Genomic DNA, 14,984 nt, shown 5'->3' with positions numbered 1-14,984 from the left:
CGTCAGCGGCGGTAGGCGCCGAGGAATTCGCCGATGCGGCCGACGGCCTCTTCGAGGTCGTCGGCGTACTGCAGCGTGACGACGCGGAAGTGGTCGGTGGACGGCCAGTTGAACCCGGTGCCCTGCACGACGAGGATCTTCTGCTGTTCGAGCAGGTCGAGGGCGAAGCGCATGTCGTCCTCGATCGGGTACATCTCCGGGTCGAGCCGCGGGAACACGTAGAGCGCGCCCTTGGGGCGGACGCAGCTGACGCCGGGCAGGTCGTTGAGCAGCTTCCAGGCGCGGTCGCGCTGCTCGCCGAGCCGGCCGGCGGGCAGGACGAGGTCGTCGATGCTCTGGTAGCCGCCGAGCGCGGCCTGGATCGCGTGCTGGCCGGGGACGTTGGGGCACAGCCGCATGTTGGCGAGGATGTCCAGGCCCTCGATGTAGGACTCGGCGTGCTCCTTCGGCCCGGACAGCACCACCCACCCGGACCGGAACCCGGCGACCCGGTAGTTCTTCGACAGCCCGCCGAAGGTCAGGCACAGCAGGTCGGGCGCGAGCGAGGCGACCGGGACGTGCACGGCGTCGTCGTAGAGGATCCGGTCGTAGATCTCGTCCGCGAAGATGATCAGGTTGCGGCGGCGGGCGAGCTCGACGATCTGGGTCAGCACCTCGCGCGGGTAGACGGCCCCGGTCGGGTTGTTGGGGTTGATCAGCACGATCGCCCGGGTCCGGTCGCCGATCTTCGCCTCGATGTCGGACAGGCTCGGCGCCCAGTCGGCGGCCTCGTCGCACAGGTAGTGGACGGGGGTGCCACCGCACAGCGACACCGACGCCGTCCACAGCGGGTAGTCGGGCGCCGGGATCAGCACCTCGTCGCCGTCGTTGAGCAGCGCCTGCAGGGTCATCACGATCAGCTCGGACACGCCGTTGCCGAGGTAGACGTCCTCGACGTCCAGGCCGGTCACGCCGTTGTCCTCGAACCGCTGCACGATGGCGCGCCGGGCGGGGAGGATGCCCTTGGAGTCGCTGTAGCCGTGCGCCTCCGGAAGGTTGCGGATCATGTCCTGGAGCAGCTCCGGCGGAGCCTCGAACCCGAAGGGGGCGGGGTTGCCGATGTGCAGCTTGAGGATGTTGTGGCCCTCGGCCTCGAGCTGCTTGGCGCGCTTCAGCACCGGCCCGCGGATGTCGTAACAGACGTTGGTCAGCTTGCCCGACTGGTTGACCTGCATGGACACACAATATCCGCGCCGCGGTGCCGGAATCCGCCCGGGAGCCCGCCCCGCAGGGCCTGGCGGGCGGGCTCCGGCGAGCGTGATCACGGCGCGGCGATCGAGGCGAGGATCCCCTGGCGGGCGGCGCGGCGGGCCGGCCTGATCGCGGCGAGCGCGCCCGCGACGGCTCCGACCAGCGCGATCACCGCCAGCTGGACGGGCGGCGCGGCGAACGGGTTCCCGAGCGCGGCGCCGAGCCCCCAGCCGAGGAACACGCCGAGGCCGAGCCCGCCGGCGGTGCCGAAGAGCGCGACGATCAGCGACTCCCAGCGCACCATCGAGCGGATCTGCGCCCGGGTCGCGCCGACGGCGCGCAGCAGGCCGAGCTCGCGGGTCCGCTCGTGCACCGACAGCGACAGGGTGTTGGCGATGCCGAGCAGCGCGATGATGATCGCGAGGGCGAGCATCCCGTAGACGACGGCGATGAACCCGTTCATGTCGGACGTCTGCGCCGTGACGAACGCGTCGCGGGTCTCGACCTCGGGCGCCCCGTACGGCCCGGCGAGCGCGGTGAGGGCGCGCCGCGCCGCCGCGACGGACGCGCCGGGCTTCAGGTCGACGAACGCCCTGGTCACGAGCGGCTGCTCGGTGTGGGCGTCCCAGATCGTCCAGGGCACGAGGTAGTCGCCGGTCAGGTCGGTCCGGTCGTAGACGGCGCCCACGGTGACCTGCTGGGCGGCGCCGTCGGCGAAGGTGAGGCCGACGCGGGAGCCGGCGTGCCAGCCGCGGTCGTCGGCGATCTTCTTGGAGACCGCGAAGGTGCCGGGGCCGGCGAGCGAGCCCTGCGAGACGTCCAGGTCGAGGACCCGGCGCAGCGCCGACGGGTCCCCGACGGACACGGTCGCGACGCGGCCGCCGACCCGCATGCCGCCGGTGCCGAGCCCGGCGACGCCGCGCACCTCCGGCAGCCGGCCCGCCTCGTCGACGAGGCGCGGGGCGAAGCCGCCGGTCTCGTTGCCGCCGCCGTCCACGACGAGCGGGCCCGTGAAGGACCCGGCGACGCCGTCCTCGAGGGACGCGCGCAGCGAGCCGACGAACACCGTGAGCAGGGTGACGACGCCGACGCCGATCATCAGCGCGGTCGCGGCGCCGGCGGTGCGGCGCGGGCTGCGCGCCGCGTTGCCGCGGGCCAGCGCGGCGGGCACGCCGCGCAGCCGCGCGGCCGGGGCGCCGGCGACGGCGGCCGCCGGTTTCGCCACGGCGGGCCCGAGCACGACCATCGCGACCAGGCCGAGCACCGCGCCGGCGGCGGCCATCGCGACCTGCCCGCCGGACGCGCCCAGCACGACCGTGCCGGCGGCCACCGCCGCGAACACCCCGCCGACGATCACGCGGGTGTCGGACACCCGGGACGGTTCCGCTGCGACCTCGCGCAGCGCCGCCAGGGGCCGCACGCGGGACGCCCGCAGCGCGGGCCCGAGCGCCGCGACGAGCGTCACCAGCAGCCCGGCCGGGACCGCGACCAGCAGCGTCGTCGCGGAGACGGTGAGCCCCTCCATCGCGATCCCGATCCGGAAGGTCGTGAACAGCAGCCGGAGCAGCGCGGCGAAGCCGAACCCGCCGGCGAGCCCGGCCAGCGTCGCCGCGCCGCCGATCACCAGCGCCTCGATCGCGGCGACGGTGAGGACCTGGCGGCGGCCCGCGCCGAGCGCGCGCAGCAGCGCGGACTCGCGGGTCCGCTGCGCCATCGTGATCGCGAACGTGTTGTGGATGCTGAACGCCGCGACGAACAGGGCCACCCCGCCGAACGCGCCGAGCACGATCCGGAACGTCTTGAGGAAGCCGTCCTGGACGGCGGTCATGCCCTCGTCGACCTGGGCGCGGTTGGTGACGGCCTCGGTCCCGGCGGGCAGCACCGGGCGGATGCGCGCGGCCAGCTCGTCCTGGCTCACCCCGCCGGAGGCGCGGATCGAGACGCCGCTGATGCGGCCGGGGGTCTTCGCGACGTACCGCTGCGCGCCCTCCAGGCTGAACGCGGTGAACGACGTCTCGCCGAACGCGTCCTCGGAGCCGAACCTGCTGATCCCGACGACCGTCACGGGGACGCGCTCGGGCGTGAGGACGGCCGTCCGGTCGCCGACCTTCAGCTTGCCCTCGTCGGCGAACATCTTGTTGATGACGACCTCGTCCGGGGCGCGCGGCGCGCGTCCCTCGGCGAGCCGGTAGGGGTTCAGCTTCGGGTCGTTCAGCCAGTTCCCGGCGGTCCTCGGGCCGCGGGACGGGATGGTCGTGCCGTCCTTGGCGAGCAGCTGCCCGGAGCCCTGGATGACGGGTTCGGCGTTCGCAACGCCGTCCACCGCGCGCACCTTCCCCAGCACGGACGCGTCGATCTGGCCCCGCGCGCCCCACGGCGCGTCGCTCACCTTGGTGGCGTTGCGGACGCTGACGTCGCTCCTGCCGTAGGCGCCGGAGAAGTAGCCGTCGATGCTGGACGCGAGCGTGTCGCCGAGCACCAGCGTGCCGGTCAGGAACGTCACGCCGAGGAACACCGCGACCAGTGAGCCGGCCATGCGGCGCTTGCGACCCCACAGCTCCTTGAAGACGAGCCCAGTCATGGCCGGTCCCCCAGCCCGCGCATCCGGTCGAGGACCCGGTCGGCCGTGGGCCCGTCCATCACGTCGACGACGCGCCCGTCCGCGAGGAACACGACCGCGTCGGCGTAGCCGGCCGCGACCGGGTCGTGGGTGACCATCGCGACCGTCTGGCCGAGGTCGTCGACGGCGCCGCGGAGCAGGTCGAGCACCTCGGCGCCCGTACGCGAGTCGAGGTTGCCGGTCGGTTCGTCGGCGAACACGATCTGCGGACGGGTGACCAGCGCGCGCGCCAGCGCCACCCTCTGCTGCTGCCCGCCGGACAGTTCCGACGGCTTGTGCGTGAGCCGCTGCCCCAGCCGCAGTACCCGCACCACGGTGTCCAGCCATTCCCGGTCGGGACGGGTGCCGGCCAGCGTCATCGGCAGGACGATGTTGTCCTTCGCGGTGAGCGTCGGGAGCAGGTTGAACGCCTGGAACACGAACCCGATGCGTTCGCGCCGCAGCCGGGTCAGGCGCCGGTCCGAGAGCGCCCCGAGCTCCTCGTCGCCCACGTAGACCTTCCCGGACGTGGCGTCCTCCAGGCCCGCCACGCAGTGCATCAGGGTCGATTTGCCGGCGCCGGACGGGCCCATGATGGCGGTGAAGCGCCCGGCGGGGAACGCCACGCTCACCTCGTCGAGCGCGCGCACCGCCATGTCGCCGGTCCCGTAGACCTTGGTGAGCCGTTCCGTGCGGGCGCCGCCCGTTGCCGCGTCCGCCTCGCCGATGGTTCGTCTTGCCTCTGCCGCGTTTCCCATGGCCGGGATCGTCACGCGCCGGTACGGCCCGCGTCGTCCGGCAGCGAGAGGCACCGCGCCTACCCCGGAGGCGGCACCGGCGCGCCCGCGCGTACGACGGGGGCGGCAGCGGAGCCGGGCCGGGTACCCCACTGGGGGTACGTCCCCGCCGGAAGATCAATAAGACGCGTTGTCCAATTGTGATGCGGGCAACATACAAGCAGGCTTGCTTGCTTGTAAGTGTGCTCGTACCGTCGGAGGCGTGTCAGTGAGCAGCCGCCGGCGCCGGCGCCACAGCAGCGGTACGCGCCGGACCCAGGAGGAACGCCGGTCGCGCACGCAGGCCCGGCTCCTCGAGGCCACCATGGAGTGCCTGGTGGACCTCGGCTGGTCCGGCACGTCCACCACCGAGGTGGCCCGCCGCGCGGGCGTCTCGCGCGGGGCTCAGCAGCACCACTACCCGACCAAGATGATCCTGGTCGCCGCGGCGCTGGAGCACCTGCTGGAGGCGCAGCGCATGGCGTACGAGACGGCGTTCGCGGTGCTGCCGAAGGAGCGCCGCGACGTCACCGGCGCGCTCGACCTGCTCTGGGAGGTCTTCCGCGGCCGACCCGCCAAGGCCCTGATGGAGCTGGCGGTCGCGGCCCGCACCGACGAGGAGCTGCGCCCGCTCTGTGTCGACCTGAACGAGCGGATCCTGCAGACCATCGCCGAGACCTTCGAGAAGCTGTTCCCCGCGAACACGCTGCCGCCCGACTTCACCGACACGATGCTGCGCGGCCTGTTCGCGATGTTCGTCGGGCTGTCGATCCAGAACGCCCTGGACGACGACGCGCGCGGCAACCAGGCCGCGGTGCTCCGCCAGGTGAAGGAGATCGCCCGGCTGATCGTCCCGGAGCCCGGCGGCCCCGCCCCCGACTTCGCGCCCGCCTCCGCCCCCGCACCGGAACCCGCGCCCGCACCGGCACCGGACGGCGAGACCGGCGGCGCGCCACCGCAACGGCCCGCGACCACCGCCGCGGGCACCTCCTAGCCCCGCAGAGTCACCCCCGGCCCCCGCAGGCCGCACCACCCCCGAGGGAGCGCCTCACATGCCGAAAGCCCCCACCGAACTCGCCGACGAGGTCCGCGAGCAGGTCAAGGACAGGAAGTCGTATCTCGGCGTCGTCGACCGCCTGAACAAGGCGTCGGTCGACAAGCACTGGGAGGCCTACGCCGACATCCCGTGGGACGACCCGGACTTCGTCGTCGACAAGAACGACCCGCGCTGGGTGCTGCCGCAGTTCGACCGGCTCGGCGAAACCGAGTGGTACCGGTCGCAGCCGCCGGAGATCCAGGCGCAGATCGGGCTGTGGCGCGTCGCCACCGCCATGAAGATCGGCCTGCAGTTCGAGAACCTGCTCAAGCGCGGGCTGCTGAACTACGCCTACCGGCTGCCGAACGGCCGGCCGGAGTTCCGGTACGTCTACCACGAGACGACCGAGGAATGTCACCACGGGATGATGTTCCAGGAGTTCGTGAACCGGACGAAGATGCCGATCCGCGGCATGCCGCGCTCGCTCAGCCTCATCGCGCAGGCCGCGCCGTGGATCCCGCTCGTCAGCACGGAGATGTTCTTCGTGTTCGTGCTGGGCGGCGAGGACCCGATCGACTACGTGCAGCGCAAGTCCCTCAAGGGCGGGCACATCAAGCACCCGCTCGAAGAGACCATCATGAAGATCCACATCGCGGAGGAGGCGCGGCACATCTCCTTCGCCCGCCACTACCTCAAGCACCGGATCCCGACCATGAACCCGGCGCGCCGCCGGATCCTCGGCTTCGCGACCCCCATCGTGCTCGGCGTGATGGCGCGGATCATGCTGTCCCCGCCCGGGCCGATGGTGCGGCACTTCAACATCCCCAAGGACGTCGTCCGGCAGGCCTACAAGAGCCCCGCCTCGCAGGCGGAGATCGCCAACTCGGTCGGCAAGATCCGCGACCTGATGGCCGAGCTCGGCGTCATCGACCCGGTGAACAAGCGGGTCTGGAAGGCGTTCGGCATCTGGGACCGGCCGGGGACGCGGCGCCCCGTCGACGAGCCCAAGGCCGCCTGAGCGATGGCCGGGGCGAACGGCGCCCGCGCGAACGGCGCCGGCGCGGCGGGGCCGGACGACGGTCCCGCCGCGCGCCGGAACGCCGTGGTGACGCCGGCGGCGGGACGCGGCGGGCCGTACAAGGTCGTCGTCATCGGGACGGGCTTCTCCGGCCTCGGCATGGCGATCGGGCTGAAGAAGGCCGGCGTGCACGACTTCGTCATCCTGGAGAAGGCGGACGAGGTCGGCGGCACCTGGCGGGAGAACACCTATCCCGGCTGCGCCTGCGACATCATGTCGCTGCTGTACTCCTACTCGTTCGAGCCGAAGAACGACTGGTCCCGGATGTTCCCCAAGCAGGGCGAGCTGCTGCGGTACATCAAGGACATCGTCGGCAAGTACGAGCTGGAGCAGCACATCCGGTTCGGCACCGAGGTCACCGCCGCCGAGTACGACGACGCCACCGACACCTGGCAGCTGTCGGTCGAGGGCGCGGGCGCCGAGCCCGGCGAGATCGTCCGGGGGCGGGCGCTCGCGGCGGGCATGGGCCCGCTGCACCAGCCGAACGTCCCCGACCTGCCCGGCCTCGCGTCCTTCGAGGGCACGACGTTCCACTCGGCCGAGTGGGACCACTCCTACGACCTGACCGGCAAGCGCGTCGCGGTGATCGGCACGGGCGCGTCCGCGATCCAGTTCGTCCCGCAGATCGCGAAGCGGGCCGGATCGCTGACGGTGTTCCAGCGGACGCCGCCGTGGATCATGCCGAAGCCGGACCGCAGGGTGACCGGGCTGGAGAAGGCGCTGTTCCGGCGCGTCCCGGGGTTCCAGCGCGGCTACCGCAACGGCATCTACCTGCTCCAGGAGAGCTTCGTCCTCGGGTTCAAGAACCCGCGCCTGCTCAAGGCCGCGAGCTCGATCGCGCAGTGGCACCTCGCCCGCCAGGTGCCCGACCCCGAACTGCGCCGCAAGCTGACCCCCGACTACACGATGGGCTGCAAGCGGACGCTGGTGTCCAGCGACTACTTCCCGGCGCTGATGCGGCCCAACGTGGAGCTGACCACCGAGGGCATCGCCGAGGTCCGCGAGCACTCGATCGTCACGCGCGACGGCCGGGAGCACGAGGTCGACGCGATCATCTTCGGCACCGGGTTCCACGTCACCGACGCGTTCGAGAACGCGCGGATCACGGGCCGGAACGGGCTGAAGATCCAGGACGCGTGGAAGGACGGCATCGAGGCGCATCTCGGCGTCGCGGTGAAGGGCTTCCCGAACCTGTTCCTGCTGCTCGGCCCGAACTCCGGCCTCGGCCACAACTCGATGATCTTCATCATCGAGGCGCAGGTCCGCTACGTCCTGCAGTGCCTGGCGATGCTGGACGCGGCGGGCGGGGCGCGGATCTCGGTGAAGCCGTCCGTGCAGGACCGGTTCAACGCCTGGGTGCAGCGCAAGTCGGAGGGCGCGGTCTGGGTGTCCGGCGGCTGCGACAGCTGGTACCTGGACCGCAACGGCGTGAACCGGGCCGCCTGGCCCGCGTCGACGGTGAACTACTGGCTGCGGACGCGCCGCCTCGACCCGCGCGACTTCACGGTGGAGGGGCGCGACGACGAGCCGGCGGTCCCCGTTCCGTAGCCGGGTGAGTGTCGGCCCGACCGTCCCACCCCGTACAATCCCGCAATTGAACACAACATCCAATTAGACGCATCGAGCGGAGCGCGCAGAATGAGCATCGCGATCGTGACCGGAGGCGCATCCGGCATCGGCCGTGCGATCGCCACGTCCCTGGTGGCGCGCGGCGACACCGTCGTGGTCAGCGACATCAACGCCGACGGCGCCGCGGCCGTCGCGGACAAGCTGAACACCCTCGGCAAGGGCAAGGCGTCCTCCGCCCCCCTCGACGTCACCGACGCCGAGGCCGTCACCGACCTCTACAAGCGCGTGAAGGCGGAGAACGGCCGGCTCGACCTGGTCTTCAACAACGCCGGCATCGCGATCGGCGGGCTGGCCGAGGAGCTCACCCTCGACCACTGGAACCGCGCGATCGACATCAACCTCAAGGGCGTCGTGCACGGCGTGCACGCCGCGTACCCGATCATGCTGGAGCAGGGCCGCGGGCACATCGTCAACACCGCCTCGCTCGCCGGGCTCGTCCCGATGCCGATCGGCATCCCCTACACCGCCACCAAGCACGCGGTCGTCGGCCTGTCGCTCGGCCTGCGCGCCGAGGCCGCCGGGCGCGGTGTCAAGGTCAGCGTGGTCTGCCCGAGCTTCGTCGACACCCCGCTGCTGCACAACGTCAACCCGGACCTGCCCGAGACGCAGCTGAGCGGCAACGCGACCGGCGACATCGCGAAGGCGTCGCCGCGCCTCTACACGGCCGAGAAGCTGGCCCGCGACATCATGAAGGGCGTCGCCAAGAACCAGGCGCTCATCGTCGCCCCCGCGCACGGCCGCCTCGCCTGGCGCGGCGTCCGCCTCAACCCGGCCGCCGCCGTACGCGTCGCGCAGATCGCCGTCAGCCGCATCGCCAAGTAGCCGCCCCGCCCGCGCGCGCCCCACCCCCGCGCGCGGGCATGCACTGCGTCGGCGTCCACCGCTTCACGTTCCCCGTTTCCGTGGCATGGCGTCCGTGTCAGGCCGTCTCGTCCGGCGCGGCCTCGGGGGCCTTCGGGTAGTGGAGGTCGAAGGCGGGCCTTTCCGAGCGGATCCGCGGGATGGACGTGAAGTTGTGCCGCGGCGGCGGACATGAGGTCGCCCATTCCAGCGAATTGCCGAACCCCCACGGATCGTCCACCTGCACCCGCGTGCCGCGGCGCGACGTCCGGTACACGTTGTAGATGAAGAACAGCGTCGAGATCCCGAGCAGGAACGCACCGGCGGTGGAGATCCGGTTCAGCGTGGTGAACTCCTTGGGATAGTCGGCGTAGCGGCGCGGCATCCCCTCCGCGCCGAGCCAGTGCTGGACGAGGAACGTCGTGTGGAAACCGATGAACAGCGTCCAGAAGTGGACCTTCCCCCACGCCTCGTTCAGCATCTTCCCCGTCATCTTCGGCCACCAGAAGTAGAAGCCGGAGAACATCGCGAACACGACCGTGCCGAAGACGACGTAGTGGAAGTGGGCCACCACGAAGTAGGAGTCCTGCACCTGGAAGTCCAGCGGCGGCGACGCCAGGATGACGCCCGTCAGCCCGCCGAAGAGGAACGTCACGAGAAAGCCCACGGCGAACAGCATCGGCGTCTCGAAACTGAGATGGCCGCGCCACATCGTCCCGACCCAGTTGAAGAACTTCACCCCGGTCGGCACGGCGATGAGGAACGACATGAACGAGAAGAACGGCAGCAGGACCTGCCCCGTGGTGAACATGTGGTGCGCCCACACCGACATCGACAGCCCGGCGATCATGATCGTGGCGCCGACCATCCCGAAATAGCCGAACAGCGGCTTGCGGCTGAACACCGGGATGACCTCGGTGACGATGCCGAAGAACGGCAGCGCGATGATGTACACCTCGGGATGCCCGAAGAACCAGAACAGGTGCTGCCAGGTCAGCGCGCCCCCGTACGCCGCGTCGAACACGTGCGCGCCGAGCCTGCGGTCCGCCTCCAGGCACAGCAGCGCCGCCGCCAGCACCGGGAACGCCATCAGCACGAGCAGGCTCGTCAGGAACACGTTCCAGGTGAAGATCGGCAGCCGGAACATCGTCATTCCCGGCGCCCGCATCCCGATGACCGTGGTGATGAAGTTGACGCCGCCGAGGATCGTGCCGAATCCCGACAGCGCCAGCCCCATGATCCACATGTCGCCGCCGATTCCGGGCGACCGCAGCGCGCTGTTCAGCGGCGCGTACGCCGTCCACCCGAAACCCGCGGCGCCGCCCGGCGAGACGAACGACGCGAAAACGATGGCGCCGCCGAACAGGAACAGCCAGTAGCTCAGCATGTTGAGGCGCGGGAACGCCACGTCCGGGGACCCGATCTGCAGCGGCATCACCACGTTCGCGAAACCGACGAAGAGCGGCGTCGCGAACAGCAGCAGCATCACCGTGCCGTGCATCGTGAACAGCTGGTTGTACTGCTCGTTGGAGACGATCTGCAGGCCCGGTGAGGCGAGCTCCGCCCGCATCACCATCGCCATCAGGCCGGCCAGCAGGAAGAAGACGAACGACGTGGTCAGATACAGGTATCCGATCACCTTGTGGTCGGTGGTGGTCAGCCAGGACACCAGGACCGAGCCCCGGGGACGTCCCTCGGAAGGCGTCTCCGGGAGTCGACGGCCGAGAAGGACCATGCCGGGCTCCTAATCGACGGGGGATGCCCACAACTATTCGCCGGGGATCAGGGGGGCGCAAGACGTCTCCGCGTCCCCGCATAGGCTGAAAGGCGTGGAGCGCATACTGGTCAGTTCCTGCCTCGCGGGACGGCCCGTCCGATACGACGGGGCCGCCAAGCCCGTAGGCGGCGGCCTCTTCGAGCGGTGGCGCGCGGAGGGCCGGCTCGTGCCGTTCTGTCCCGAGGTGTCGGGCGGGCTGCCGGTCCCCCGGCCGCCCGCCGAGATCGTCGGCGGCGACGGCGGCGCCGTCCTCGACGGCACCGCGCGGGTCGTCACCGAGGCCGGCACCGATGTGACCGCCGCGTTCCTGCGGGGCGCCCGCCTCGCGCTGGCCGCCGCCGAGCGCGCCGGCGCCCGCATCGCGCTCCTGAAGGAGGGCAGCCCGTCGTGCGGCAGCGGCCGCGTGTACGACGGCACGTTCTCGGGCGCGTCCGTCCCCGGAACCGGCGTGACGACGGCCCTCCTGCGCCGCGAGGGCATCCGTGTCTTCGGGGAGGACGAGCTCGATGCCGTCCAGGAGCTCCTGAGCGCCCTGGAGCAGGCTCGCTGATCAGCCGCGGCCCATGAACTCGGCCATCTCCTCCGGTGACAGCGCGGGAGCGGGCAGCGGATGCGCCGCGCCCGCGCGCAGCCCGTCGAGGTAGACCCCCAGGAACCGGCGCCAGACGGCGGGCATCGCGTCCCCCGACTCGCGGATGATCTGGGACATCGCCCACATCAGCGGCACCAGGTCGGTGACCTCGAAGTCACTCCGCAGCCGCCCGGCCTCCTTGGCCCGCTCGGTGATCGCGGCCAGGTGCTCGAATCCGCGGTGGCACGCCTCGCTCAGCTCGGACGCCGGCGGGAAGCGGCGCGCGAGCACGTCGTTCAGCCCCCGGTCCTCCGCCTGGAGCGCGACGATCCCTTCGATGAAGGCGGCGAACCCCGACCAGGGATCGGGATCGTCCAGCGCCGCCGCGGCGAGCCGGTCGAGCTCGGCCAGCCGGACGGGGAAGATCGCGTCGAAGAGGTCCTGACGTGCGGGGAAGTGGTTGTAGAGCGTGCCGATGCTGACCCCGGCGCGGCGCGCGACCTCCTCCAGCGGTGCGTCGAGGCCGCGGTCCCCGAACACCTGCGCCCCGGCCGCCACCAGCTTCTCGCGGTTCCGCGCGGCGTCGGCCCGCGCCGGCCTGCTCCTGGACATGCCGCCATCCTACGAAGTTGAGGAAACTCTCGACTTTCGGCTAACTTGAGGGTCTCCTCAACTTATTGGAGGTCCCGACCATGACCGCGACGACCGTCGTCATCGGCGCCGGCCCCGGGCTCGGCATGTCGATCGCCCACCGGTTCGGCCGCGAGGGGCACGCGATCGCCCTCGTCTCCCGCAACGCCTCACGCCACTCCGGCTACCTCGCGTCGCTGGCGTCCGCCGGCATCGAGGCGACGTCCCACCCGGCGGACGTCCGCGACCGCGACGGCCTGCTCGGCGCCCTCGACGCGATCACCGCGCGGCACGGCGCCATCGACGTCCTCTACTACGGTCCCGGCGCGGCCGACCCGGCCGCCCGCCCGGCACCCATCACGGAGACGGACGTCCCCGCCGCCCAGGAGGCGATGGGCTGGGTGTACCCCGCCATCGACGCGGTCCGCGCGGTCCTGCCCGGCATGCTGGAGCGCGGGGACGGCGCCCTGCTGTTCGCCGGCGGCCTCAGCTCGGTCGTCCCGCTGCCGATGATCGGGAACCTGGCGATCTCGTCCGCCGCCCTCCGCAACTACGCGATCACCTTGAACGCCGCGCTGGCGGACCAAGGCGTGTACGCGGGCACCCTCACCATCGGCGGCCTCATCGAGCGCGGCGACATCCACCGCATGTTCCTCGCGGAGTCGGAACGGCTCGGCGGCATGACCGTCGGGACGCTCGCCCCGGACGACCTCGCCGACGCGGCCTGGAACCTCTACAAGAACCGCGACAGCGCCGAGGCGATCTTCGACGTCCTCACCTGACACCCCGCCCGAGCAGCCGACCGGGTCAGCCCGTCCCGCGCCGCCAGCGGGACGGGCTGACGCCCCGGGCGCGCTTGAAGGCCACGCTGAAGGCGAACGCGTCCTCGTAGCCGACCTCGCGGCCCACCGCCGCCACCGTCGCGTCGGTGTCGCGCAGCAGGTCGGCCGCGAGGGTCATCCGCCATCCGGTGAGGTACGTGAGCGGCGGCTCGCCCACCAGCCCGGTGAAGCGCGCCGCGAACGACGCGCGGGACATCCCGGCCTCGGCGGCGAGCGCGGCGACGGTCCAGCGCCGCGCCGGGTCCCCGTGCAGCAGGCGCAGCGCGTCGCCGATCGCCGGATCCGCCAGCGCCCGGTACCAGGACGGCAGCTCCGACTCCGGCCGCGCGCACCAGGCCCGCAGCGCCAGGACGAGCACCAGGTCAAGCAGCCGGTGCAGGACGGCGTCCTGGCCGGGTTCGTCGCGGCCGACCTCGGCGGCGAGCAGATCGAGCGCGCCCCGCGTCCGGGGTCCGGCCGGGACGACCGCCACCTCGGGAAGCATCTCCAGGATGCGCCCTCCCACGTCGCCGTGCAGCTCGTAGGCGCCGCGCAGCATGACGGTGGCACCGGGCAGCCCGTCGCCGTAGGTGCGGGGAGCGAGGTTCCACTCCGCACCCGCGACCGGATCGCCGCTGTCGGCCCGGTACTTCTTCCCCTGCCGGATCACGACCTGGGCGGGGGTGGACGGGTCGTCCGCGATCGTGTATTCGCCGGCCGTGGTGATGAGGGCGATGTCGCCCGCGCCGAGGCGGACCGGCGCTGCGGCGGACCCCTCCAGCCGGACCGCCGCATGGCCTCCGAGCGTGGCGACCACCGTGAGCGCAGCCGTGTCGTCGAAGGTCAGCGCCCATGGCGGACGCTGGACCAGCTGCCTGACCAGCGCATCCCCCGCACGCGCCCGATGCAGCAGATCGCTCAGGACGTCCATGCCGCACCACGCTAGACGATGACAAAGGTATCCGAGACGTTCTCTCATGGATCGTCTACGCCTGATGCGGTTGCGTAGGAGCCATGGAAACCACACTCATCCTCGGCGCCACCGGGAAGACCGGACGCCGCATCGTCCGGCGGCTGCGCGCCGCCGGCCATTCCGTCCGCACCGCGTCCCGCACGGGAAGCGACGTGACCGTCGACCTCGGCGACCCGGCGACCTGGCCGGCCGCCCTCGACGGCGCCACCGCCGTCTACCTCCTGGAGCCCGTCCTCCAGCCGGTCCCGGACCGCGAGGCGCGCATCCCCGCGTTCGTGACCGAGGCGGTCTCCGCCGGCGTGCGGCGCCTCGTCCTGCTCTCCGCCCACGGGGTGGGCGAGGCCGCCGACGACCATCCCCTCAAGTCCGCCGAACGGGCCGTGCGCGGATCGGGTGTCGGCTGGACGATCCTGCGCCCCGGCTGGTTCGCGCAGAACTTCAGCGAGTCGTTCTGGAAGCCGTGGGTCCTCAGCGGCACCCTGGCCGTGCCGACCGGCGACGGCCGCACTCCGTTCGTCGATGCCGAGGACATCGCCGAGGTCGCAGCGGACGCGCTCACCGACGACAAGCACAGCGGACGGACCTACCAGCTGACCGGACCGCGGGCGATCAGCTTCGCCGAGGCCGCCGAGCTCATCGGCAAAGCCGCTGGGCGCACGGTCCGGCACGTCGACGTCACCCCGGAGGTCTTCGCCGAAAGGCTGGCCTCGAACGGCGTCCCCGCTGGGACCGCGAAGATGCTCGCCGGTCTCCTCGCGAACATCCGCGACGACCGGGAGGCGACGGTGTCCGACGGCGTCGACCAGGCCCTCGGCCGGCCGCCCAGGCCGTTCGAGGACTACGTCACGGAGGCCGCCGCGGCAGGCCACTGGGACTGACCCCGGAAATGCGAAAGGCCCCGCCGTGAACGGCGGGGCCTTCCTCACAAAATGTCCGGCGGTGTCCTACTCTCCCACACAGTCTCCCATGCAGTACCATCGGCGCTGAAGGGCTTAACTTCCGGGTTCGGAATGGGACCGGGTGT

General features: G+C 71.7%; 13 protein-coding genes and 1 rRNA gene. 7 read left to right on the top strand and 7 right to left on the bottom strand.

Annotated features, from left to right (window positions below):
- Positions 1-2: 2 nt before the first annotated feature.
- From ABT299_RS40625 to ABT299_RS40615, 3 genes are all read right to left on the bottom strand, one after another.
- On the bottom strand, positions 3-1,214 hold the full coding sequence (locus ABT299_RS40625; RefSeq protein ID WP_190858151.1) for a pyridoxal phosphate-dependent aminotransferase: 1,212 nt from the start codon (positions 1,212-1,214) through the stop codon (positions 3-5).
- Positions 1,215-1,300: 86 nt separating this feature from the next.
- Positions 1,301-3,811 (bottom strand): ABC transporter permease, encoded by a 2,511-nt coding sequence (locus ABT299_RS40620; RefSeq protein WP_500254014.1) that lies wholly within the window; start codon positions 3,809-3,811, stop codon positions 1,301-1,303.
- The gene (locus ABT299_RS40615; RefSeq protein ID WP_500254013.1) at positions 3,808-4,587 is read right to left on the bottom strand and encodes an ABC transporter ATP-binding protein; all 780 of its coding nucleotides are present in this window, start codon (positions 4,585-4,587) and stop codon (positions 3,808-3,810) included. The genes ABT299_RS40620 and ABT299_RS40615 overlap by 4 nt, the downstream gene beginning before the upstream one ends.
- Positions 4,588-4,828: 241 nt before the next feature.
- Here ABT299_RS40615 and ABT299_RS40610 point away from each other — a divergent pair, with 241 nt between their 5' ends.
- From ABT299_RS40610 to ABT299_RS40595, 4 genes are all read left to right on the top strand, one after another.
- Positions 4,829-5,599 carry a TetR/AcrR family transcriptional regulator gene (locus tag ABT299_RS40610; RefSeq protein WP_387029544.1) on the top strand — a complete coding sequence of 257 codons (771 nt, stop codon included), beginning with the start codon at positions 4,829-4,831 and terminating at the stop codon, positions 5,597-5,599.
- A 58-nt stretch (positions 5,600-5,657) separates the two neighbouring features.
- On the top strand, positions 5,658-6,659 hold the full coding sequence (locus ABT299_RS40605; RefSeq protein WP_190868830.1) for an AurF N-oxygenase family protein: 1,002 nt from the start codon (positions 5,658-5,660) through the stop codon (positions 6,657-6,659).
- A gap of 3 nt (positions 6,660-6,662) precedes the next feature.
- The gene (locus ABT299_RS40600; RefSeq protein WP_500254012.1) at positions 6,663-8,267 is read left to right on the top strand and encodes a flavin-containing monooxygenase; all 1,605 of its coding nucleotides are present in this window, start codon (positions 6,663-6,665) and stop codon (positions 8,265-8,267) included.
- Positions 8,268-8,357: 90 nt separating this feature from the next.
- Positions 8,358-9,170: an SDR family NAD(P)-dependent oxidoreductase gene (locus tag ABT299_RS40595; RefSeq protein WP_190868832.1), complete on the top strand. Its 813-nt coding sequence runs from the start codon at positions 8,358-8,360 to the stop codon at positions 9,168-9,170.
- Between the two features lie 97 nt (positions 9,171-9,267).
- Here ABT299_RS40595 and ctaD read toward each other — a convergent pair whose 3' ends face one another.
- Positions 9,268-10,923: an aa3-type cytochrome oxidase subunit I gene (ctaD, locus tag ABT299_RS40590; RefSeq protein WP_500254011.1), complete on the bottom strand. Its 1,656-nt coding sequence runs from the start codon at positions 10,921-10,923 to the stop codon at positions 9,268-9,270.
- 94 nt (positions 10,924-11,017) lie between these two features.
- Here ctaD and ABT299_RS40585 point away from each other — a divergent pair, with 94 nt between their 5' ends.
- Entirely contained in the window at positions 11,018-11,515 is a 498-nt protein-coding gene (locus tag ABT299_RS40585) for a 2-thiouracil desulfurase family protein (protein WP_500254010.1), read from the top strand.
- On the opposite strand, the gene ABT299_RS40580 is transcribed toward ABT299_RS40585, so the two are convergent.
- A complete protein-coding gene (locus tag ABT299_RS40580; RefSeq protein WP_190868835.1) occupies positions 11,516-12,148 on the bottom strand; it encodes a TetR/AcrR family transcriptional regulator in 633 nt (210 codons plus the stop codon).
- Positions 12,149-12,228: 80 nt separating this feature from the next.
- Here ABT299_RS40580 and ABT299_RS40575 point away from each other — a divergent pair, with 80 nt between their 5' ends.
- Positions 12,229-12,948, top strand: a complete 720-nt coding sequence (locus ABT299_RS40575) for an SDR family NAD(P)-dependent oxidoreductase (RefSeq protein WP_500254009.1) — start codon at positions 12,229-12,231, stop codon at positions 12,946-12,948.
- Between the two features lie 25 nt (positions 12,949-12,973).
- On the opposite strand, the gene ABT299_RS40570 is transcribed toward ABT299_RS40575, so the two are convergent.
- The gene (locus tag ABT299_RS40570) at positions 12,974-13,918 is read right to left on the bottom strand and encodes an AraC family transcriptional regulator (protein ID WP_190868837.1); all 945 of its coding nucleotides are present in this window, start codon (positions 13,916-13,918) and stop codon (positions 12,974-12,976) included.
- A gap of 83 nt (positions 13,919-14,001) precedes the next feature.
- Between ABT299_RS40570 and ABT299_RS40565 the strand changes: the two genes are divergently transcribed.
- Positions 14,002-14,838, top strand: a complete 837-nt coding sequence (locus ABT299_RS40565; protein WP_500254008.1) for an SDR family oxidoreductase — start codon at positions 14,002-14,004, stop codon at positions 14,836-14,838.
- Between the two features lie 53 nt (positions 14,839-14,891).
- On the opposite strand, the gene rrf is transcribed toward ABT299_RS40565, so the two are convergent.
- Positions 14,892-14,984, bottom strand: a 5S ribosomal RNA gene (rrf, locus tag ABT299_RS40560); the annotation flags it as partial.

Origin of the sequence: Spirillospora sp. NPDC000708 (genome assembly GCF_040299565.1) — a bacterium.
Classification (GTDB): Bacteria; Actinomycetota; Actinomycetes; order Streptosporangiales; family Streptosporangiaceae; genus Spirillospora.
The sequence above is the reverse complement of the archived record's forward strand: the minus strand, read 5'-3'. Positions and strand labels throughout refer to the sequence as shown.